Origin of the sequence: Mycetohabitans endofungorum (assembly GCF_037477895.1) — a bacterium.
Lineage (GTDB): Bacteria > Pseudomonadota > Gammaproteobacteria > Burkholderiales > Burkholderiaceae > Mycetohabitans.
Genome location: NZ_CP132744.1, coordinates 420,724 through 441,990, shown reverse-complemented (window position 1 = coordinate 441,990; position 21,267 = coordinate 420,724). Strand labels below are relative to the sequence as shown.

The 21,267-nt window shown below is 62.0% G+C and carries 17 protein-coding genes and 2 pseudogenes; 8 read left to right on the top strand and 11 right to left on the bottom strand.

What is annotated here, in order from left to right; all coding sequences use genetic code 11:
- Window positions 1-11: 11 nt before the first annotated feature.
- From RA167_RS01975 to RA167_RS01965, 3 genes are all read right to left on the bottom strand, one after another.
- Window positions 12-491: an HIT family protein gene (locus tag RA167_RS01975; RefSeq protein ID WP_076786068.1), complete on the bottom strand. Its 480-nt coding sequence runs from the start codon at window positions 489-491 to the stop codon at window positions 12-14.
- The gene (locus RA167_RS01970; protein WP_076786067.1) at window positions 488-4,561 is read right to left on the bottom strand and encodes a DUF3683 domain-containing protein; all 4,074 of its coding nucleotides are present in this window, start codon (window positions 4,559-4,561) and stop codon (window positions 488-490) included. The genes RA167_RS01975 and RA167_RS01970 overlap by 4 nt, the downstream gene beginning before the upstream one ends.
- 366 nt (window positions 4,562-4,927) lie before the next feature.
- Entirely contained in the window at window positions 4,928-6,400 is a 1,473-nt protein-coding gene (locus RA167_RS01965; protein WP_076786066.1) for a beta-1,3-glucanase family protein, read from the bottom strand.
- Between the two features lie 373 nt (window positions 6,401-6,773).
- Between RA167_RS01965 and ilvA the strand changes: the two genes are divergently transcribed.
- From ilvA to RA167_RS01950, 3 genes are all read left to right on the top strand, one after another.
- A complete protein-coding gene (gene ilvA / locus RA167_RS01960; protein WP_076786065.1) occupies window positions 6,774-8,297 on the top strand; it encodes a threonine ammonia-lyase, biosynthetic in 1,524 nt (507 codons plus the stop codon).
- 14 nt (window positions 8,298-8,311) lie between these two features.
- Window positions 8,312-9,136, top strand: coding sequence for an NADPH-dependent 7-cyano-7-deazaguanine reductase QueF (gene queF, locus RA167_RS01955; RefSeq protein ID WP_076786064.1), 825 nt, complete (start codon window positions 8,312-8,314; stop codon window positions 9,134-9,136).
- Window positions 9,137-9,376: 240 nt separating this feature from the next.
- Window positions 9,377-9,922 (top strand): YaeQ family protein, encoded by a 546-nt coding sequence (locus tag RA167_RS01950; RefSeq protein WP_076786063.1) that lies wholly within the window; start codon window positions 9,377-9,379, stop codon window positions 9,920-9,922.
- Between the two features lie 175 nt (window positions 9,923-10,097).
- On the opposite strand, the gene RA167_RS01945 is transcribed toward RA167_RS01950, so the two are convergent.
- Both RA167_RS01945 and RA167_RS01940 read right to left on the bottom strand, forming a co-directional pair.
- Window positions 10,098-10,625, bottom strand: a complete 528-nt coding sequence (locus tag RA167_RS01945; protein WP_076786062.1) for a MarR family winged helix-turn-helix transcriptional regulator — start codon at window positions 10,623-10,625, stop codon at window positions 10,098-10,100.
- 3 nt (window positions 10,626-10,628) lie between these two features.
- The gene (locus RA167_RS01940; RefSeq protein WP_076786061.1) at window positions 10,629-12,227 is read right to left on the bottom strand and encodes an MFS transporter; all 1,599 of its coding nucleotides are present in this window, start codon (window positions 12,225-12,227) and stop codon (window positions 10,629-10,631) included.
- A 126-nt stretch (window positions 12,228-12,353) separates the two neighbouring features.
- Between RA167_RS01940 and RA167_RS01935 the strand changes: the two genes are divergently transcribed.
- Window positions 12,354-13,271 carry an EcsC family protein gene (locus RA167_RS01935; protein WP_170872426.1) on the top strand — a complete coding sequence of 306 codons (918 nt, stop codon included), beginning with the start codon at window positions 12,354-12,356 and terminating at the stop codon, window positions 13,269-13,271.
- 21 nt (window positions 13,272-13,292) lie between these two features.
- Here the strand turns inward: RA167_RS01935 and RA167_RS01930 are convergent, their stop codons facing one another.
- The 3 genes and pseudogenes from RA167_RS01930 to RA167_RS01920 all read right to left on the bottom strand — a co-directional run bounded on the left by RA167_RS01930 (window position 13,293) and on the right by RA167_RS01920 (window position 15,973).
- Window positions 13,293-14,207, bottom strand: coding sequence for an alpha/beta hydrolase (locus RA167_RS01930; RefSeq protein ID WP_076786060.1), 915 nt, complete (start codon window positions 14,205-14,207; stop codon window positions 13,293-13,295).
- Between the two features lie 67 nt (window positions 14,208-14,274).
- Window positions 14,275-14,618 (bottom strand): annotated as a pseudogene (locus RA167_RS01925) (transposase); the annotation flags it as partial.
- 131 nt (window positions 14,619-14,749) lie between these two features.
- The gene (locus tag RA167_RS01920) at window positions 14,750-15,973 is read right to left on the bottom strand and encodes an MFS transporter (protein ID WP_076787656.1); all 1,224 of its coding nucleotides are present in this window, start codon (window positions 15,971-15,973) and stop codon (window positions 14,750-14,752) included.
- A 192-nt stretch (window positions 15,974-16,165) separates the two neighbouring features.
- Between RA167_RS01920 and RA167_RS15585 the strand changes: the two genes are divergently transcribed.
- Both RA167_RS15585 and RA167_RS01910 read left to right on the top strand, forming a co-directional pair.
- Window positions 16,166-16,468, top strand: a complete 303-nt coding sequence (locus RA167_RS15585; RefSeq protein WP_139337057.1) for a transposase — start codon at window positions 16,166-16,168, stop codon at window positions 16,466-16,468.
- Window positions 16,469-16,512: 44 nt separating this feature from the next.
- Window positions 16,513-17,166: an acyl-CoA dehydrogenase family protein gene (locus tag RA167_RS01910; protein WP_422393161.1), complete on the top strand. Its 654-nt coding sequence runs from the start codon at window positions 16,513-16,515 to the stop codon at window positions 17,164-17,166.
- A gap of 39 nt (window positions 17,167-17,205) precedes the next feature.
- Here RA167_RS01910 and RA167_RS01905 read toward each other — a convergent pair.
- Window positions 17,206-17,346, bottom strand: a pseudogene (locus tag RA167_RS01905) (IS701 family transposase); the annotation flags it as partial.
- Window positions 17,347-17,409: 63 nt separating this feature from the next.
- Here RA167_RS01905 and RA167_RS01900 point away from each other — a divergent pair.
- On the top strand, window positions 17,410-18,360 hold the full coding sequence (locus RA167_RS01900; protein ID WP_076786059.1) for an Rpn family recombination-promoting nuclease/putative transposase: 951 nt from the start codon (window positions 17,410-17,412) through the stop codon (window positions 18,358-18,360).
- Between the two features lie 999 nt (window positions 18,361-19,359).
- Here RA167_RS01900 and RA167_RS01895 read toward each other — a convergent pair.
- Entirely contained in the window at window positions 19,360-19,878 is a 519-nt protein-coding gene (locus tag RA167_RS01895) for a single-stranded DNA-binding protein (protein WP_076786058.1), read from the bottom strand.
- Window positions 19,879-19,932: 54 nt separating this feature from the next.
- Window positions 19,933-21,108, bottom strand: coding sequence for an MFS transporter (locus RA167_RS01890; protein ID WP_235091464.1), 1,176 nt, complete (start codon window positions 21,106-21,108; stop codon window positions 19,933-19,935).
- On the opposite strand from RA167_RS01890, the gene RA167_RS01885 reads away from it, so the two are divergent.
- A complete protein-coding gene (locus RA167_RS01885; protein WP_235091483.1) occupies window positions 21,029-21,229 on the top strand; it encodes a hypothetical protein in 201 nt (66 codons plus the stop codon). The two genes, RA167_RS01890 and RA167_RS01885, sit on opposite strands and share 80 nt — an antisense overlap.
- The last annotated feature ends 38 nt before the right edge of the window (window positions 21,230-21,267 follow it).

Genomic DNA, 21,267 nt, shown 5'->3' with positions numbered 1-21,267 from the left:
CCATTCTCAGTTCAGCCAAATTCGCGCTGCAACGCGTCGCGCACCGCGGCGCCCAAGCCGGCCGCCGCCGCAACGCGTGCGGCATGCTGCCGCGCAGACGGCTCGCGGCACCGGGCGGCCCACACGGGTGCCGGAAAATGCGGATCGTCGGCAAAGCGCGGGATCACGTGCCAGTGCTGGTGAGCGACCATGTTGCCCAGACTCGCGATATTGATCTTGTCCGGATTCAACGTCGCGCGCAATGCGCGCTCGAGCGCAGCCAGCGCACGTATCAGATGCTCACGCTCTTCAGCCGACAGGTCGCTAAACTCGGTGACATGCGCGTTCCACACGAGCCGACAAAATCCCGGATAGTCCGGCTCGTCCGCCTCGATCACCCGCAGCCACGCGTCGCGCCACCACACGGTGCCCCCCTCCTGCGCACAGAACACGCACGATGCCGCGTCGCGCGACGCAACCTCGGCCGACCCAGCAGGCGTACCAGCGTTCATACAAGCACCCGTTCAATGCCGCCGCTGTTCGCCCGTTGCACGTAATCGGCCATCCAGTTCTCACCGAGCATATGGCGAGCCATCTCCACGACAATGTAGTCCGCCTCGATGCCCGCGTCCTCGTTATAGCGCGACAATCCCTGCAGGCATGACGGGCAGCTGGTCAGAATTTTCACGTCGCCGTCGAACGCGGCGCGCGGCGCGTCCACGCCGGTGCCGGTCACGGGCCCGCCGGGCACATCGGCCGGCGCGCCGGCGCCGAGCGGCGCTGCTGCAATCGGCATGCCGCGCAATTTGGCCGCCCCCTTGCGGATTTCCTCCTCCTTGCGAAAGCGCACTTGCGTGGACACGTCAGGACGCGTGACCGCGAGCGTGCCCGATTCGCCGCAGCAGCGATCGTTCTTCTCGATCCGGTAGCTCTGCTTCTGGCTGCCGACCAGCTCGTTGACCAGCTTCACCGGGTCCACGGTCTTGATCGGCGTATGGCACGGGTCGTGATACATGTAGCGCACACCGGACACGCCGTCCAGCTTAAGGCCCTTCTCCAATAAGAATTCATGGATGTCAATGATGCGGCAGCCGGGGAATATCTTGTCGAATTCATAGCCGGCGAGTTGGTCGTAGCAGGTTCCGCACGAGACGACGACCGTCTTGATGTCCAGGTAGTTCAACGTATTCGCGACCCGGTGGAACAGCACACGGTTGTCCGTGACGATCTTCCCAGCCTTGTCGTACTGTCCGGCGCCGCGTTGCGGGTAGCCACAGCATAGGTATCCCGGCGGCAGCACAGTCTGCACGCCGGCCTCCCACAGCATCGCCTGCGTGGCCAGTCCGACCTGCGAGAACAAACGTTCCGAACCGCAACCGGGAAAGTAGAACACCGCCTCTGTGTCCACTGTCGTGGTCTTCGGATTGCGGATGATCGGCACTACCTTGTTGTCCTCGATGTCGAGCAACGCGCGCGCCGTCTTCTTCGGCAGATTACCCGGCATCTTCTTGTTCACGAAGTGGATCACCTGCTCAACCGCCCTGGGACGGCCGGTGGTCGCCGGCGGGCGCTGCGTCTGCTTGCGCCCGAGCGTCTTGAGCACGTCGCTGGCCAAGCGCTGCGCCTTGTAGCCGATGTCCATCATCACCACGCGCGCGGCATGAATTGTCTGCGGATTGGTCGCGTTCAGAAAGAACATGCCCGCAGCCTGCCCGGGATTGAATTGTTTCTTGCCCATTTTGCGCAGCAGGTTGCGCATGTTCATCGTCACGTCGCCAAAGTCGATCTTGACCGGGCACGGCGTCACGCACTGATGGCATACGGTGCAGTGATCCGCGACGTCATTGAACTCGTCCCAATGCTTGATCGACACGCCACGCCGTGTCTGTTCCTCATACAGGAACGCCTCGACCAGCAGCGACGTCGCTAAGATCTTGTTGCGCGGGCTATACAACAGGTTCGCACGCGGCACGTGCGTCGCGCACACCGGCTTACATTTGCCGCAACGCAAGCAATCCTTGACCGAATCGGCGATCGCGCCGATATCGGACTGCTGCATGATCAGCGACTCGTAGCCCATCAACCCGAAACTCGGCGTATACGCGTTGCGCAGATCCGCGCCATCCAGCAGCTTGCCTTTGTTGAAGCGGCCCTGCGGGTCGATCTTTTGCTTGTACGCGCGAAATTCGGCGATCTCCGCTTCGGTCAGGAACTCCAGCTTCGTAATGCCGATGCCGTGCTCACCAGAGATCACGCCGTCCAGTGATCGGGCCAGCGCCATGATCCGCGCCACTGCCGTGTGCGCGTCCTGCAGCATCTCGTAGTTGTCCGAGTTCACCGGGATATTCGTATGCACGTTGCCATCGCCAGCATGCATGTGCAGTGCGACAAACACGCGGCCGCGCAACACCCGCTTGTGCACCGCCTGCGCCTCGTCCAGGATCGGCTTGAACGCCCCACCGTTGAAGATCTGCCGCAATTCGGCGCGGATCTCCCGCTTCCACGAGATCCGGATCGTGCGATCCTGCGCGAGATCAAACACGCTCGCGTCGGGCTGCGCATCGAGCCGGTCCGCAAATTTCTCGGCCAACGCCTCGCAGCCCAGCTCGCGCAGCCGCTGACGCGCCTGCGCGAGCGGCGCGTCGAGATTGTCGCGCACATACTGCCAACGAGCGCGGACCTGGTGCAGCAACGCCAGCGCCTGCGCGACACGGTCCTCCAGCAGCTCCGCGCTGGGAATCTCGTTCGCGTCATCGCTCTTGCCCAGCGGCAGATTGCCTGCAACGAAGAACGCCTCGAGCGCATCCACCAGTTGCAGCTTGTTCTTCAGCGACAGCTCGATGTTGATCCGCTCGATGCCGTCGGTGTACTCGCCCATCCGGTTCAGCGGAATCACAACGTCTTCGTTGATCTTGAACGCGTTGGTATGCTTGGCAATCGCCGCCGTGCGTGAACGGTCCAACCAGAAGCGCTTGCGCGCCTCGGCCGAGACCGCGACAAACCCCTCGCCGCTTTTGCCGTTGGCCATGCGCACGACTTCCGATGCCGCCTCGGCGACCCGGTCCGCATCGTCACCGACGATGTCGCCAATCAGCACCATTTTCGGCAATGCGTTGCGCTTGGACTTGGTCGCGTAGCCAACGGCGCGCAGATAGCGCTCATCCAGGTGCTCCAGCCCGGCCAGGATTGCGCCGCCCGCCTTCGCGGTCGCGAACAGGTGCGCCTTGATCTCGACGATGCTCGGGATCGCATCGCGCGCCTGGCCGAAGAACTCCAAGCAGACGGTGCGCGTATGGGCCGGCATCTTGTGCAGCACCCAACGCGCCGATGTGATCAGTCCGTCGCAGCCTTCTTTCTGCACGCCGGGCAGACCCGCGAGGAACTTGTCGGTCACATCCTTGCCCAGCCCCGCCTTGCGAAAGCGCCAGCCCTCGATGGTCAGCGTCTCGCTGCGCAACAATTTTTCGCCGGGCGCCGCGCTGCCGTCATACCAGCGCAGCTCGAAAGTGGCGCTCGGCACGTCGTGGATCTTGCCCAGGTTATGGCCGACGCGCGTGACCTCGAGCCAGTTGCCATCCGGGTCGACCATCCGCCACCACGCCAGATTGTCCAGCGCGGTCCCCCACAGCACGGCCTTTTTGCCGCCGGCGTTCATCGCGATATTACCGCCGATGCACGATGCGTCGAGCGAGGTCGGATCCACGGCGAACACATACCCGGCCTGCTCGGCGGCCTGCGTGACGCGCCGCGTCACGACGCCGGCCCCAGAGAAGATCGTTGCGACCTTGCCTGACACACCCGGCAGCTCAGTCAACTCGACCGGGCCGAGTTGCTCAAGCTTCTCGGTGTTGATGACTGCGGAAAACGGTGTCAGCGGCACCGCTCCGCCGGTATAGCCTGTGCCGCCGCCGCGCGGGATCACCGTCAAGCCCAACTCGAAGCAAGCCTTCACCAGGCCAGCCATTTCCGCTTCAGTGTCCGGCGTCAGCACGACGAACGGATACTCGACGCGCCAATCGGTTGCATCGGTCACGTGCGACACGCGCGAGAGTCCGTCGAAGCGGATATTGTCCTTTTCGGTCCAGCGTCGCAGTTCGCGCGTCGCACGGCGTCGCAGCGCGGCAATTTGCTCGAATTGCGCCGCGAACGCGTCTACCGCACCGCGTGCGGCCGTGACCAGCGAGCCGACGCGGGCCGCGCGGCCGTGACCAGCCTCGTCGCCGTGCTCACGCAGATGGGCATGCCGGCGCTTGTCGATCTCGTTGAGCCGATGGCTCAGCGCGTCGATCAACATCGCGCGGCGCTTTGGGTTGTCCAACAGATCGTCCTGCAGGTACGGATTGCGGCGCACGACCCAGATGTCGCCGAGTACTTCGTACAGCATCCGTGCCGAACGTCCAGTGCGCCGCTCGGCACGCAACTCGTCCAGCGTACGCCACGCATCGTCGCCAAGCAGGCGAATGACGATCTCACGGTCGGAAAACGACGTGTAATTGTAGGGAATCTCGCGCAAGCGCGGCTCAGTATCCAGCGCAACGGCGGCAGCCGCGCCATGAGGATCGAAGGCTTGAGGTGCGTTCATGTTTTGCAATTCAGTTGGCCAGCGCGTCCAGGCAGTCGCGGGACTTGAGCGCCGACGGCGCGGTAACGCGCTGTGGTCTGCAAGGTCTGGAGGCGGAAAGCCTGACGGGCGCCTGTTCTGTCGCCACGAGGTCTTGTGGACCAGCATTGACGGTGTGAGGCTTCGCCGGTGTCACCGGCAGCGGCACGATCGCGAGCTACGCGCGAGCCGCTCGATAGCCGACGGCGCCGGCCAGTTGCAGCGCGGCTCAACGGTCGAAAAAGCGGTTCGGGTCTGCCAATGCATCGTTCGATCCTGATTCCAGACCCCGATTGTACTGCAACCGCAGGCGGCGCGTTGTCAGTGCGCACGGCCACGCCGGGTACTTCACATCTGGCCGAACTGCACGATCAACTCGGAATGGCTGCCAAAATACACGGCCGGATCGGTCCCGTACACGTCGTCATAGGAAAACGCGTACGCCCGTGCGTCGATGCCGAACGCGTGTAGCAACTTCGCGTACCAGAAGATCGGCATGCGCGGCGTATCCACGCCATCGCCCGCGCCGTTGTAGAACCGCGCCGGATCAATCCATGACACGCAGCCGTCGTCCAGGTGCATGACGCCGCGACAGATCGACATCGCGATGGCGATCGCCGCCGGATCGCTGGCCCAATGCGCACCGTCGCCGGCCTGCGCGCCAGCGTTACCAGCCAGCAGAAATCCCCAGTCGATCGGACCTACGGACGAATCCGTATTATGAAACAGCGACGGATTGCCATCGGCCGGGGAATAGTCAGGCTGCCCCCAGCGCGCGCTAGGCCGCGGCAGCGTCGGGACGCGGTACGGCACCGTGTACGCCGCATCGGTGAACAATGACAGCGTCATGCCGTCGGGCGCGACGCGGCCGTAGAATACCCGCTTGTCGGTCAAATCCTTGCCGTAGAAGGAAAAGAGGCGATTCGGCCGCCAGCACAACTCGTTCACGTAGCGATCCCAGAAGTGCGTGAAGCGCTGCGCCAAGGCCAGCCGGGTGGCATCGTCCCTCCCCCAATCGGTGAAACGGGCCTGCTTGGGCGACAGTATCCGCGTGAGCCGGCCATCGTTCGCGCTCACCCGCAGCGCCTTGAAGATGCTAGGATTGCCGAACGGCTCCGCCGCGTCGGGCACAGGGATCGAATCAAACGCGGCGATCATGTCGGCGCGCCGGTGCGGATAACCCACCACGCGCCGTGTCCCAGTGTTCGCGTCGATTGCCGAAATCGTGAAGGGCACGGACCAGAAATCGGCATTGGTCAGTTTGAAGTTCGGGTGGTCAGCCGTATGCAATTCGAACTTGTCGTACAGCACCGGATTGTCCGCGCCATTGGATGGCCCACCCGCGCCGAATGGCGGCATTGCGTCGAACCCGCGTCCGAACGCGAAATACACGCGGCCGCTGGCCAACGGCGGGATGGTCAGCGTCAGTGACTGGCCGCCGTCGCGCCGCAATGTCGACACGCTGAACGTCATCGTCGCGCTGTCGAGCCGGAAATCGGCTGCGCTTCCCGTCGGATGAAACGTGCCGCGCACCGGGTCAACATAACCGAATACGTCTGGCGCCCATGGCGCGCGGCCCAGCACGGCAACGAATATCTCGTCGGGACGAAACGAAAAATGGTCAGGAAACACCAGCAGCACCGTGGTCATCGACCCAGTGCCCGTGTCGTGCGACGCGTCCTTGATGGACACCGGCAAGCGGGCGCTCTCACCGTTGTCCGAGCCGCCACCGCCCGAGCCGCCGATGCGCGTGTTGCCACCGACCAACGCGGTCGTGGCCACACCCACGCCCACCGACGCGGCCAGCGCGCCGAGCTGCACAACGGAACGGCGCCTGCGATCGACGCGGCTGGCTGGGCTAGCAACCTGAGTGCCGGCTTTCCGATGCCGTCCTTTTGAGGAGAAAACCATTCGACCCTATGAATTGGTGCATCCGGGGCAGCCACGCCGCCGGATGCGGCTCGCCGCGCCACCCGCATCTTGTATTCCATCCGGAGCACGCCATGTCAGCTTATTGCGGCCATGCGTTCGACATTGTCCGTTTGAACAATATCTCAGCTGATCCAGGCCACTTCACGGGTCTCTAATCGGCCGTTGCGGCATCGAATGCACGCCTACATACGAACGCGGCGCCGGATAGCGCTATGATTGATCCTTTTCCCGCCGTTTCAGATCCATACCTTTGCAGACTGCCATGTCCTCGCCCGATTATCTGAAGAAAATCCTGACCGCCCGCGTCTACGACGTGGCGCGGGAAACCGAACTCGAACACGCACGCAACCTGTCGGCTCGAATTCGGAATGCGATTTATCTGAAGCGCGAGGACAATCAGCCGGTCTTCTCGTTTAAGTTGCGCGGCGCATACAATAGGATGGCGCAATTGCCGCGCGACGCGCTGGCGCGCGGCGTGGTGACCGCGTCGGCCGGCAACCATGCACAAGGGGTCGCCTATTCGGCGGCCCGACTCGGCTGCAAGGCTGTCATCGCGATGCCGATCACCGCACCGCAGGTCAAGATCGATGCGGTGCGCGCGCACGGTGGCCCGACGGTGGAGGTCGTGTTGCACGGCGAATCGTATTCCGATACCTACACGCATGCGCTGCAGATCCAGCAGCAGTACGGGTTGACGTTTGTGCATCCGTTCGACGATCCGGACGTGATCGCGGGCCAGGGCACCGTCGCAATGGAAATCCTGCGCCAGCACCAGAGTCCGATTGACGCGATCTTCGTGCCGATCGGTGGCGGTGGCCTAATCGCCGGCGTCGCGGCATACGTCAAGGCGCTTCGCCCGGAGATCAAGGTCATCGGCGTACAAACCGACGATTCATGCGCGATGGCGCGCTCGATCGCAAAAGGTGAGCGCGTCGCGCTCAGCGAAGTCGGCCTGTTCAGCGATGGCACGGCGGTCAAGCTCGTCGGCGAAGAGACATTTCGGCTCGTGCAGCAATACGTCGACGGTTTCGTGACCGTGGACACCGACGCGCTATGCGCGGCGATCAAGGACGTTTTTCAGGATACACGCAGCGTGTTGGAACCGGCCGGCGCGCTGGCCGTCGCCGGCGCCAAGGCCTATGCCGAACGCGAAAAGTCGGAGGGCCGCACGTTTGTTGCGATCACCTCGGGCTCGAACATGAACTTCGATCGGATGCGTTTCGTTGCGGAACGCGCCGAGGTGGGCGAAGCACGCGAAGCGGTGTTCGCAGCGACGATCCCTGAGGAGCGCGGCAGCTTCAAGCGCTTGTGCGAATTGATCGGCGCACGCAACGTCACCGAATTCAACTATCGGATCGCCGACGCTGAGCAAGCGCACATTTTCGTCGGCCTGCAGATCCAGCGTCGCGACGAGTCGCAGCTGATTGCCCAGACCTTCGAGAAACATGGCTTTGCGATCGTCAATCTGACCAACGACGAGCTATCCAAACAGCACGTGCGGTACATGGTCGGCGGCCACTCACCGCTGGCCCGCGATGAGCGCCTGTACCGATTCGCGTTCCCGGAACGCCCGGGCGCGCTGATGAAGTTCCTATCATCGATGGCGCCCGACTGGAATATCAGCCTGTTCCATTACCGCAATGGCGGCGCGGACTACAGCTCGATCCTGGTGGGCCTGCAAGTGCCGATGGACGAAGACGCCCAGTTCCAGCAGTTCCTGGCGGCGCTGGGGTATCCCCATTGGGACGAAACAGCCAACCCAGCGTACAAATTGTTCCTCGCTTAAGTTCGAGCCGCAACATGACACCCGACCAATCCCCTTTGGGCAAGCCGGTAGGCTATGCTCAGCAGTATGACCCGACGCTGTTGTTCCCGATCGAGCGCAGGCAAGGCCGCGACGCAATCGGCGTACCGGCAGTACTGCCGTTCTTCGGCACCGATATTTGGAACGCGTACGAGCTATCTTGGCTGAACGAGCGCGGCAAGCCGCAGATCGCGCTGGCTACGTTCCACGTGCCAGCCGAATCGCCCAATATTATCGAATCCAAATCGTTCAAGCTGTATCTAGGGTCGTTCGCGCAGACACGTATTGCGTCGATCGACACGCTGCGCGAGACTATCCACCGCGACGTCTGCGCATGCGCGGGCGCGAACGTGTCGGTACGGCTCACGCCGCCGGCCGAATTCGCGACGCTGGCGCTAGATGAACTTGCGGGAACGTCGCTAGACCGGTTGGATCTGGACACCGATATTTACACGCCTGACCCGTCACTGCTGAGCGCTGACACCCACCAGGCGCCTGTCGATGAAACGGTGTTTTCGAATCTACTTAAGTCCAATTGCCCGGTGACCGGGCAACCGGACTGGGGCAGCATCCAGATCCGGTACGTCGGCCCACCGATCGACCACGCCGGCCTGTTACGCTACATCGTGTCATACCGCGACCACACTGGGTTTCACGAGCAATGCGTGGAGCGCATCTTCATCGACATCCAACGCGTGTGCAAGCCGATCAAGCTGGCAGTCTACGCACGCTATACGCGACGCGGCGGGCTGGACATCAACCCACTGCGCACCAATTTCAACCTGCCGTTGCCGGACAACGCGCGAACCGCGCGCCAATAAGCCGTGCGACCGTGCCCCATCTTGATGCATCGCATACACGCTTACGCGGGCTGTGCAGTCCGCGCAGGCTATGCACGTCCACACAGGCTGTGCATGCTGCGTAAAAAGTGTTCAGCATCGAAGCGGTGCCGATCACGCGAGCCGGTACGCCACAGAAGCGACGGCGGTCACGCGGATTGCACAGACCATGCGGGTCGTGCAAGTCCCGGCGCGGCACTCGCAACGAATACTGTTTAACCGATGGCGCTGAAATCAACAATTTACAAAGCCGAGCTGCAGATCGCCGACATGGATCGTCATTACTATGCAGACCATTCGCTGACGCTGGCCCGGCATCCGTCCGAAACCGATGAACGGATGATGGTGCGCCTGTTGGCATTCGCGCTGTATGCACACGAGCGGCTCGAGTTCTGCAAAGGGCTGTCCGATACCGACGAGCCGGACCTGTGGCAAAAGGACTTGACTGGCGCAGTGCAACGATGGATTGAAGTCGGCCAGCCGGACGAGCGGCGCATCGCTAAAGCGAGCGCGCGGGCAGACGACGTGGTCGTGCTGGTATACGCTGGACGCACATCCCGGATCTGGTGGGACGCGATCCAGGGCAAGGTCGCGCGACTGCGCAATGTCACCGTATTGAACCTCGCTGAAGGCGTCGCGCCGGCGCTCGCGACGCTGGCCGAACGCACGATGCGGCTGCAATGCACGGTCCAGGACGGCGACGTATGGCTGGGCAGCGCTGTCCATCAGCCGGTGCAGGTCGAGATGGCGCACTGGCTGCCCGCCTAGGACATGGAACCTGTAATGTGGGGCAAGCGGCGCGGCACTGAGCCGGGCCGCGTGGCATCGTTGCGCGCGCCGCGCCGGATACCAGGCCCCGTGGCGAAGCTTTGCCTGCGGAGAAGTCACCCGGATGATGGGCCCGCATGCCTATCGGCGGGTCAAGCTGTCGCGGGTCAAGCTGTCATTCAATGGCTGGCGCGTCGCCGTGCTCGGCCAGGACCGACGGCTCGCCATGCGTCACGCAACACTCGATGTTCTTGAGTGCTTCCTCGAGCGCATGCAGTGCATCTTCGGACAGTGCCCCGAGCGCACTTGCAAGAAACGCGTTGCGGCGCGGTAATCCGTGCTCGACTGCCTGACGCCCTGCGTCCGTTAGCACGACATTGGTTAACCGGTTGTCCCGCTCGTCCGTACTGCGGGCGATCCACCCGAGGCTTTCAAGCTGCTTTAACTGCCGGGTCAATGCGCCCGGGTCGATGCTGAGCCGTTCCACGAGCCGCTTTTGCGACAGGCTTGGTCCGCCGTGCGGCGTATCGTCGCCGCTCACCGCCCCCGCCCCCTGCTCGACAAGCCGTGCGTGGTCGTAGAGTGCCAGCAGAATCCGCCAGCGGGGCAACGGCAAACCGACACGCGACTCGAACGCGGTCATGAATGCACGGTAGGTCCGGCCAAATTGTTGAAATATCGCGATTCGCTCTTGCAGTTCCACGGCCTACTCCGTCATTGTCGGCTCATGCTTGGCGGAGCGCGCCAGCTGGATGCGTGGCACGCGCCGGGCGTGCCACACCGCCCATACTGCGACGAGCGCAGCAAGCGCGACGCCCAGGTGGATCGCCCCTACCAATGCCTCGCGCGCGCCCTCCAGGAGCGCGACACCATCGTGCCCGGCCGCGTCGACCTGCTGAACCAGCCTGTGCTGAGCTTGCTGGTTGATCAGCACTTGTGGATCGCCGAACGCGTCGAACCAGGCACCGGCATGGCTGCGCGCAAGCGTATCGCGCACTCCGCTCGCATACCAATGAGACACCAATGTTCCGGTCACTGCGGTGCCGAGCATGCCGCCGATCATGCGCAATGACTGCAGCAACGCCGTGACAATGCCCAGATGCTCGCGACTGGCGCTTTGCTGCGCGAATACCGTCAAGTTCGGCGTCACGAGGCCCAGCCCGAGTCCGCCGAGCGCCATGCACACCATCAGCCACGCCTGCGGCATCGCCCGCGTGGACACCACCACGCCCACACACGACAATGCGAGCAGCGCAAAGCCAACGTGCAGCAGCGCATTGGGATGACGGATCCGCGTCACAATGCGCCCGTTCAGGATGCTGCCTAGCGTGATGCAGACCACCAGCGGTGTGACGACGATGCCCGCATCGCGGGGCGACAGACCGAAACCGCCCTGGAGCAGCAACGGTGCATAGAACAGCAGCGAGAACATCGAGAAGCCCACCAACAGCGACAATGCAAATAGCACAGACAAGCTTTGATGCCCGAACATGTCGATGGGCAGCATCGGCTGCGCGACGTGCCGCTCCCACTTCCATAGTCCCACCGCGCACAGCGCGCTGACCACAAGCAGCGCGCCAGTGCCGCACGTCAACCCGTGCCTGGGCAACAACTCAACGAATAGTTGCAAGCCACATAGCGACGCCGCGATCAACACCGCGCCAAGCCAATCCACCCGCATCCGACCCTGGTGCTGCGCCTGCCGCAAATGCGGCAAGCAACGCCAGACAAAGAACAGCGACAATAATCCGACTGGCAGATTCACGTAGAACACCGAGCGCCATCCGCCATACTGCGTTAGGAATCCGCCGAGCGACGGGCCGACCGCATTCGCGATGCCGTACGCCGAACTCATCATCACTTGCCAGCGCAGCCGGACGTGAGCATCGGGAAACAAATCCGGAATACAGGCGAACGCCGTGCCAACCAGCATGCCACCGGCCACACCCTGCAAGGCGCGCGCGAGCACGAGAAATAGCATGTCGTGCGCGAGCCCGCACAGCGCCGAAGCCGCCGTGAACAAAATGATAGATGCCATGACAAACGGCTTGCGGCCGTAGTAGTCACCCAGCCGCCCAAAAATCGGCACGGTAATCACCGACGCCAACAAGTACACGGTAGCGACCCACGCGTACAGGTCAAAGCCTTTGAGGTCTGCCACGATGGTGGGCAGCGCGGTACCCACCACGGTCTGGTCGAGCGCGACAAGCATCGTCACAAACGAGAGGCCCAGCATCGCAAGCAGCGATTCGCGAAACGGCAGTACCTGCCCGCTCGAATGTTGAGCGGAAGAGTCGAATGGCATATTTGCGTATACAATAATTGCCTTATCAATTGATTGAAATTATAGCAAGAAAAGCCGCTCTAACGAATTCAGATGGACGGTCACGGCCGTCCTCGAATCGTCTTTTTTGTTCCGGAGTTCAATGCGATGTCAAATGCGCTCATTGCCCCATCGAATGCGACCATGCGCGATGCCGACCTGAAGGCGTTGCGCAGCGCCAGGCAACTGTTGGAGCGCCCCGGCCTAGCGATCAAGCTGACCAGCTTGATCGGCGCGCCGTTCGAGGCATTGCTGTCGCGCCTGCCGGCCGGCGCCAACGATAAAGTGCTCGATGCGACTCATATCGCGCTGCGCCGATGCCTGCGCGCTGCGCTGCACAGCCTTGGCCACCGCGACAGCGCGTTGCCGTTGTCCACCGAATACGATCCGGCGATGGCCGATGCAGAGGCACGACCCACCACGCTCGGGGCGATTGCGGCCCCGCGGCCGCGCAACTGGCTACATAAGGTCGCGGTGGCAACCACGGGTGCGGCCGGCGGCGCATTCGGGCTCGTCGCACTGCCGATCGAGTTGCCCGTCACGACGACCTTGATGTTCCGCTCGATCTGCGACATCGCTCGGAGCGAGGGCGAGGATCTGTCCACACTCGACGTGCAACTCGAATGCTTGTCGGTGCTTGCCATGGGTCACACCGCAATTGGGCCAGGCCGCGCGGAGATGGGCTACTTCTTCGTGCGAGGCGCGCTCGCGCAAGCGGTATCGAAGGCCTCCTCCGACGTCGCGGCCAAAGGTTTCGCGCATGGCATGGCTGCCCAGGCATCCACTGCATTGGCCCGGTTAATCCATGCCGTCGCTGCGCGCTTTTCGGTCCAGGTCAGCGAGCAACTCGCCGCCAAATCCGTGCCAGCGCTCGGCGCGGTGCTTGGCGCGCTGGTTAACGCCGCATTCATCGAGCATTTCCAGAATATGGCCCACGCGCACTTCACGGTGCGCCGGCTGGAACGACGCTATGGCGAGCCGGCGGTGCGGGCCGCTTATGATGCGATCGCGCAGCACGCGCCATGATGGGGGACGACGCGCGCCGCGTCACGCCGCAACGCACGTCACGAACTGTGCCGCCTCCCGCAGTGCACGTCGCCCCTCCGGGAGAAACGGCGCATAGATCTGCCACACATGCGGCATGTCCGGCCATATCCGAAACTGCGTCGTCACGCCGGCCATGCGCGCATTGTGCGCGACGCGCACCGAGTCATCGAGCAGCACCTCGGTGCTGCCCACCTGGATGAACAGCGGCGGCAACCCGTGCAAATCTGCGTAGACGGGGGAAACCAGCGGATGGTCCGGCGACGCGTCGCCAAGGTACAGCTTCGCCGCGCGGCCAATCACCGACCCAGCAAACATCGGGTCCTGTCCATGATTGGAGACGATCGACGCGCCGGATGCGGCCAGATCGGTCCATGGCGAGAACAGCACGGCCCCGGCCGGCAGCGGCTCACCCGCATTGCGCAGCGCGACCAGCGTTGCCAGCGCGAGGCCGCCCCCCGCTGAATCGCCAGCAATCACAATGGAACTGGGCGCGTGCCACGCAAGCAACGCGCGGTACGCCGCGAGCGCGTCGTGCAGCGCGGCTGGAAACGGATGCTCGGGTGCAAGCCGGTAGTCCAGCGCGAACAACGCGGCCCGTGCCCGCGCCGTCAACTCGAACGTGATCGTGCGATGCGTACGTGGTGAACAGAAGTAATAGCCGCCGCCATGCAGATAGAGGACCATCGGGCGCTTGCGGTCCGGCACCGGCGGCTCAGGCTCGAGCCATTCGCCGACGAGCGGCGCACACTCACTGCCATAGCGCTCGCGCAGCCGGAATCCGGCCGGTACCCTGGGCGTCCACAGACGCTTGTTGACCTGCGCGCGCACGCGGCTCACGCTGATATCCGGCAGTTCGGTATACGGCCGGAAATACCGGCGCAGTCCCCACGACACGACGACGCGTTGCCAACTCACCGCGGCCTCCCATTACATGCCGGCCTCATCATAACGGCGTTGCAGCATCAGCGCGTGGGCAAACGGCTCTAGCACGCTCCCATAAAGAGTGGTCCCACACCGTATCGTCCATCGCCAGGCCGGCAAACCAGCGAAACAGCATGTTGTAGAAATTTGCTCCATCAGCATGCACTCGCTTCGAATCGAATACAGCACCTGCAACAGCAACGCGCGAATCAGCTTCTGCGGGGCGATGCTCGGGTGGCCGCCCTTCGCGTCACTCTCGTCCATGCGTACGAACACCGGCTCCATACGCTTGAGCGCGTCGTTCAGCCAGATACGAATTGGGCGCAAGAGGTGGCTGGCCGGCACGAAGTCATTGAGCTTCACCATGGTGAACATAGCCTCGGTGTAGCCGTGCGCTCTGCGCATCGTTTCGGCCTCTATGCTGGCCGCTCCCTTGTTTCAACGTTTACCCCTCCCGCTTCGATGACGACGAGGTGAACTATTTCAACAGCCTGCTAGACTATAGCGCTCATAGCAGTGCATGCCGTGATTCTGTTTCACGTGCCCGACAATTGCCTCGATGGCTGGTTAGCGTTTAGATCAGGCGCAGTCCACTGTCGCAACAATCGGTTCAATCTAAGCATGCCGCCCAGCAACAGGAGTGCGCCGACAAGCCACACCCAGCCAGTCCATGATGCGTAGGACAATGCGTAGAGTGTAGTGGCCACCAGCGGCCCAATCCCCCCTACCAGGCTCAGCACACTGGCCAATGCGCCTTGTAATTCCCCTTGCTTATCTTGTGCCACGCGCCGCGATAGTAGCGCTTGCAGCGTGGGCAATACGATTCCACCGGTGACCAGCATCGGCATCACGGCAAATACGACCCAGCCGCGGGACGCAAAAGCCATGATGACATACGCCAATCCCTCGATGCCCAGACCCAGTAGGATGGCTCGCCGTTCGCCCAGTCGCGCTGAGGCCGGCTTGACCATCAAGCTCTGCGTGAGTGCGCGCAGTAAGCCAAACACCGCCAGTGACATCCCGATCATGCGCGGGTCCCAGCCAAAACGGTTTTCGTTATAGATCGGCCACAATGAATGCGGTATACGGCCTGCTAACGCTATGATGAAAAATACGGCCAGCAGCGGCAGCACACCAGTGTGCCGAATGACACCCTGCAACGCGGCAAAAGGGTGAATCTCTTTCCAGGCCAGCGCGCGACGGTGCGGGTGATGGGATTCGGGCAGCGCCCGCCAGGCCAGCACAAAAGTCAGTGCGCTCAATAGCGCAGCAAACATAAACGGATACCGTAACGAAGCCTGGCTTAGCAAGCCTCCCAGCGCGGGTCCGGCCACCAGACCCAGGCCAAAGCAAGCGTGCAGGTAACCATAGTGACTGGCGCGTTGCCCACTAGGTGCGATATCGGCAAGATAGGCGGTCGCCACCACCAAGTTAGCGCTCGTCATGCCGGCCACCAAGCGGCCGATTATCAACACCCACAGCGAGGGGACGATGGCCATCACGGCATAGTCAATCGTGGCGCCGATTAGCGAGGCCAGCAGCATCGGGCGGCGCCCGAAACGATCACTGAGCGCGCCGAGCATGGATGAACACAGGCACTGCGCCAGCGCGTAGATGGCCAGCAGCATGCCGTACTGGCTGGCGACTGACTCAGTGGCGCTCAACTCGTGCAGCAGGCTGGGCAACACAGGAATGACAATGCCGCCGCCGATGGCGGCGAGTGTAACGATCATCAAAATGATGCCAAGAGCCGGGTTCATAAGGAAGTACGGTACGTTGACGAGTTGAATGATGACGCTCACGACCATCAATGGACGGCGACGGTAGTGCGGTGCACGAGACGCGATAATACAGCGTGAAAGCCTATAGCCTGGTGTTAGATTTAGCGTGGATGGAATACTGATCTGCTTTAGGAATTCTGGACCGACTCGAAAGCGAGTTTTGCGGCAAACTTGGCCCTGAACGAGGTAGTTTGTCATAAAACGCAAGCGTTTTCGCTCGAACAAATTGTGGTTGTACTCAAGCAGGCGGGACTGGGGATGCCGATGGCGGACTTGATTCGCCAGATCGGCATTTGCGAGCAGACGTTCTATCGGTGGAAGAAGCAATACGCTGGGATGCAGTCGGACCCAGTGCGTGAGTTCAAGCAATTGCAGGACGAGAATGCACGGCTCAAGAAGCTAGTTGCTGAACTGAGCCTGGACAAGACTATGTTGCAAGATGTTGCCTCAAAAAAGTGGCCCGGCCCGCGCTGAGGACAGAGGTAGTGGGTTACGTGGTAAGCCGCTACGGATTGACGATGGGGCAGGCCTGCCGGCTCGTAAAGCAACCGCGCAGCGCTCAGTACTACCGCAGCGCCAGGACCCTCGTGCTGAGTTCACGCACGCATGCGCGAAATTGCCTACACATGCGTGCGCTACGGCTATCGGCGTGTCCCCATGCTATTACGCCGCGAAGGCTGGCAGTTGGGGAAAAGTCAGGCGTACCGGGGCGGGAGGGACGAGGCGTCAAGGTCTTTGGAAGTGCCATCGAATATGAACGTGGACGCATTCTTGCCATCACGTTGGGAGCCATGCGCCGCCGCCTTGAAGCATGCATTACCCACGCGCGTACCTGCCGCCAGTTCGGCCAACCCATTGGGAAGAACCAGGCCACCTCCCATCGCCTCGCCGACATGAAAGTCAACCTCGATGCCGCGTGCGAACTCGTCTACCGGGTAGGGCGGCTCAAGGATGCGGGCAAAGATGCCACGCTGGAAGCGGCCTGTGCGAAGCTGTTCGTCTCGGAAACGTACACGAAGTTTTCGATAGACGCACTGCGCATTTACGGTGCGCAAGGTTATCTCGCTCAAACCCCTACTGAAAGAGGACTGCGCGACGCCATCGCATCCCTCCTCTATTCGGGAACCTCTGATATTCAACGCAACATCATCGCCACCGAACTGGGATTATGAGCTGACCTAGCGATGCACCAGCGCAGCGTCGCGATCGAATCAGGCATGTGTCGCTGTACGCGCTGTGCGGCCGCGCGGCATGTAGTGCGCAGGTAAGGCAGGCGGGCGGCGGATGTCGGCGTTTTATTACTGTCGAATGAGGCATGGTGCAACAAGAAATCCATAGGCAGCGATGCACAGCAGCGTGCGGGCATCGAGAGCAGGCGATGGTAAAATAAGCGGTTCCCCTCATTCACGTTCGGCATGAAACGCTCATCGACGATGACGCCGCACGACGCGCTCTTTAAGCAGTTTCTCACGCATCCGGACACCGCGCGGGATTTCTTAAGCCTGCATTTGCCCACGCAGTGGTTGGCGCAGTGCGACCTGAACACATTGCGTCTGGAGTCGGGCAGCTTTGTGGAAGAAGATCTGCGCGCTTACTATTCGGATGTACTGTGGTCGCTGCAGACCCGGCAGGGCGAGGGGTATGTCTATGCGCTGATTGAGCATCAAAGCCGGCCGGAACGTCACATGGCGTTTCGGCTAATGCGTTACGCGATAGCCGCCATGCAGCGCCATCTAGAAGCCGGACATGACCAGTTGCCGCTGGTGATTCCGATGCTGTTTTATCACGGGCAAGTCAGTCCGTATCCGTACTCAATGCGGTGGTTGGACAGCTTCGAGGCGCCTGAGTTGGCGTCGCAGCTGTATGCGGGAGGCTTTCCGTTAGTGGATGTCACGGTGATTCCGGATGATGAAATCCTCACGCATCGGCGCATGGCGATGCTAGAGTTGCTGCAAAAGCATATCCGGCAACGTGATTTGGCGACGCTGCTGGAGCAACTGGCAAGCCTGTTGATCGCGGGGTACACTACGCACGAGCAATTGGTGTCGCTGATGCATTATATGCTGCAGTGGGGCGACACGACGGATCCGGAGCGATTTATGCGAGAGTTGGCGATCCGTTCCCCGCAACACGAGGAGGTCTTGATGACGATTGCACAAAAGCTCGAGCAAAAAGGCGAGCAAAAAGGTCTGGAGCGCGGCCGGATGTTGGGACGTGAAGAAGGACGTGAAGAAGGGCGCGAAGAAGGCCACAAGGAAGCCGCACTGAAGATCGCGCGCACGATGCTAGAAAGCGGATTGGAGCGCGAGACGGTCAAACGTATGACGGGCTTGTCCGAAGCCGACATGAAGCAAATCTGCCACTAATCATCCGGGCAATTCAGGGCTTAGGCCCCTACTTCGCGTGCTGACAATGCCAAGCGTGCGCTGCGCTCGGGTGCCGTGGCATGCACCATTGTCACCGGCCAGCTGCGCCGCTATCGGGCAACAAAGTCCCCGTTAACAGCGCTTACCGAGAGGCAGCGCGTGTTTGTGAAGGCGGCCGCACACGGGTGACCTACTCAACCGAACATAGCCCTCCACGCGGAAATGGAAACGACGCATGCGTGGTTGCCACAATCCGCAGCAACCCCAAGCGTTTTTGTCGTGTGCTGTTTAGCTACGCGTGCCTCACTCAGTACGTCTCATATCACTGCGATGGAGCAGGCCTCTTGTCGGCTAACTTGTATTAGCCGGAACTTGAGCTGGCAGGTAGTCGGGCTGATAAAGAAGAAAAGGTTAATGGAGGATGAGTTTCTCCTTGGCCCTGCGCGGCAACCAGATGGCGCTGCTGCATCAGCGCGCCAAGCGCTCGGCGCCGCGCATGAAGGGGACAAATCGCCTGCACGGTTTGCCAAGGAGCTATCAATACGATGTGTGATGGTGATGACACTGCGCGGGCGGGTGCGCCAATGACACCGGCAGTTACTTCCACGTCTATTAGAAACACAACTAACCATGTTGCCGATGGACTTTGATTCGAACTCTGCCGCCCACGGCGCCAAGTGGCGGTTATGCCATGCAGAACCATCAAGCCGGTCGCTCTGCGACAGCTGCCCCACCTAATTGCCAAGTCTGACGGCGTCTGACAACACACGTGCGCGGCAACGCTTGGTGCCATGCCCGCACAATGACTCAACGGGCCGCCCGACGACGTACGATGAACTGCCGAACATAGCGTATCCGGACACCAACGGAATCACCATCGACTTTGGAAAGACTGTCCCTTGCCTTGGCTCGATTTGATAAGAGTGAAACCGCAATAAGAAAAAGCCCGTATGCATAAGGCGTACGGGCCTCCTAGTTACATCATCCTAAAAGTACTCGCTAGAACGGAATATCGTCGTCCATCTCATCGAATCCGCCGCCGGCAGGCGCGCTGGGCCGGCTCGCACCGCCGCCCGCACCCTGGCGTGCGCCACCCGACGCGCGCCCTCCACCGGCGCCACCGCCTTCGCCCCGCGATCCGCCTGACGTGCCGCCGCCGAAGTCATCGCCACCGCCTGAGCCGCCACGGCCACCCAACAACTGCATGCTGTCCGCGACGATTTCGGTCGAGTAACGGTCCTGGCCGCTCTGATCCTGCCATTTGCGGGTGCGGATACGCCCTTCGACGTACACCGGCGAGCCCTTCTTCAAGTATTCAGCGGCGATCTCCGCCAAGCGGCCGAAGAACACCACGCGGTGCCACTCGGTCAGTTCCTTAAATTCACCCGATGCCTTGTCCTTGTACCGGTCCGTCGTGGCCAGACGAATGTTGGTCACCGCATCGCCGCTTGGCAAGTAGCGCGTTTCCGGGTCGGCGCCGAGATTGCCGACAAGAATCACTTTGTTAACGGATGCCATATGCCTTTCTCCAGTTTGATTCGATACGCGTTACACGAGGCGTCGGATGCGCGGTCAATGCGCGCCGCGGCTGCCCGCTGGCGGCGGCACCTTCATCGGGGCCGCAATGATAAGCCAAACGAACACCAGCACGGAACAGGCCAGGAATACCGACGCATCGCCATGCAGCTTGAGCAGCCAGCCGCCCATCACACCACCCAGCGCGAGCCCAAGCGCCTGCGTCGTGTTATAGACGCCCATCGCGGCGCCCTTGCGCGTGCCCGGCGCGAGCTTCGATACCATCGACGGCTGCGACGCCTCCAGCACGTTAAATCCAGTAAAGTACACGAGCAGGATAACCGCTACCGCCATCATCGCATGGCCGACCTGGGACAGCGCAAGCTGGCCAATCAGGATAGCGATGATGCCTGAGAGCATCACGGCCTTCATCTGGCCCCGCTTTTCTGCCGCGATAATCGCCGGCACCATCAGCACGAACGCCAGTGCCATGACCGGCAGATAGACCTTCCAGTGCGACGCGACCGGCAGCCCGGCGCCGACCAGGATCCGCGGCACGACGACGAACAGCGCGGTCTGCGTCGCGTGTAGCGCGAACACGCCGAAGTTCATCCGTAGCAGTTCGCGGTGACGCAGCACCTCAGCGAACGGCGCCTTGACATGGACCGGCGGTGACGCTGGATCGGGCACAATCCACAGCACCACTGCGATCGCTAATACCGATAGTACGCCGATTGCCGCGAACAGCCCACTCATGCCGATCACCGCATACAGCACCGGCGCGCCGACAATGGCTACTGCAAACGAGACGCCAATGCTGCCGCCGACCATCGCCATCGCCTTCGTACGGTGATGCTCGCTGGTCAGGTCGGCGATCAGCGCGAGCACGGCCGACGAAATCGCACCCGCACCTTGCAGCGCGCGGCCGACGATGATCCAGTGGATAGTGTCCGCGAGCGCGGCCACCGCGGCCCCAAGCGCGAAGATCACCAACCCGGCGACGATCACCGGCTTGCGCCCGATGCGGTCGGACAACCATCCGTAGAAAATATACAACGCCGCCTGCGTCACGCCGTAGACGCCCAGCGCGATACCAACGAGCACCGTGTCGTCGCCGCCCGGGATCGTGTGGGCATAGACGGAGAACACCGGCATGATCATGAACAAACCGAGCATGCGCAACGCGAAAACCGACGCAAGTGAGACGGTCGCGCGCAACTCCGGCGCGCTCATTCGAGAAGAAGAAGCGGACGACGTGGGCATCGAGATGAATTTCCGTCCATTCATGCACCCTGACCGGGTGTCAGCTCTGCCCGTTGGGCGCTGGTACGGCGGTGAGGAAAAGTCGTTATAGTAGCAGGTTTGGCAGCAACGCCCGCGAAGCCGGCACCA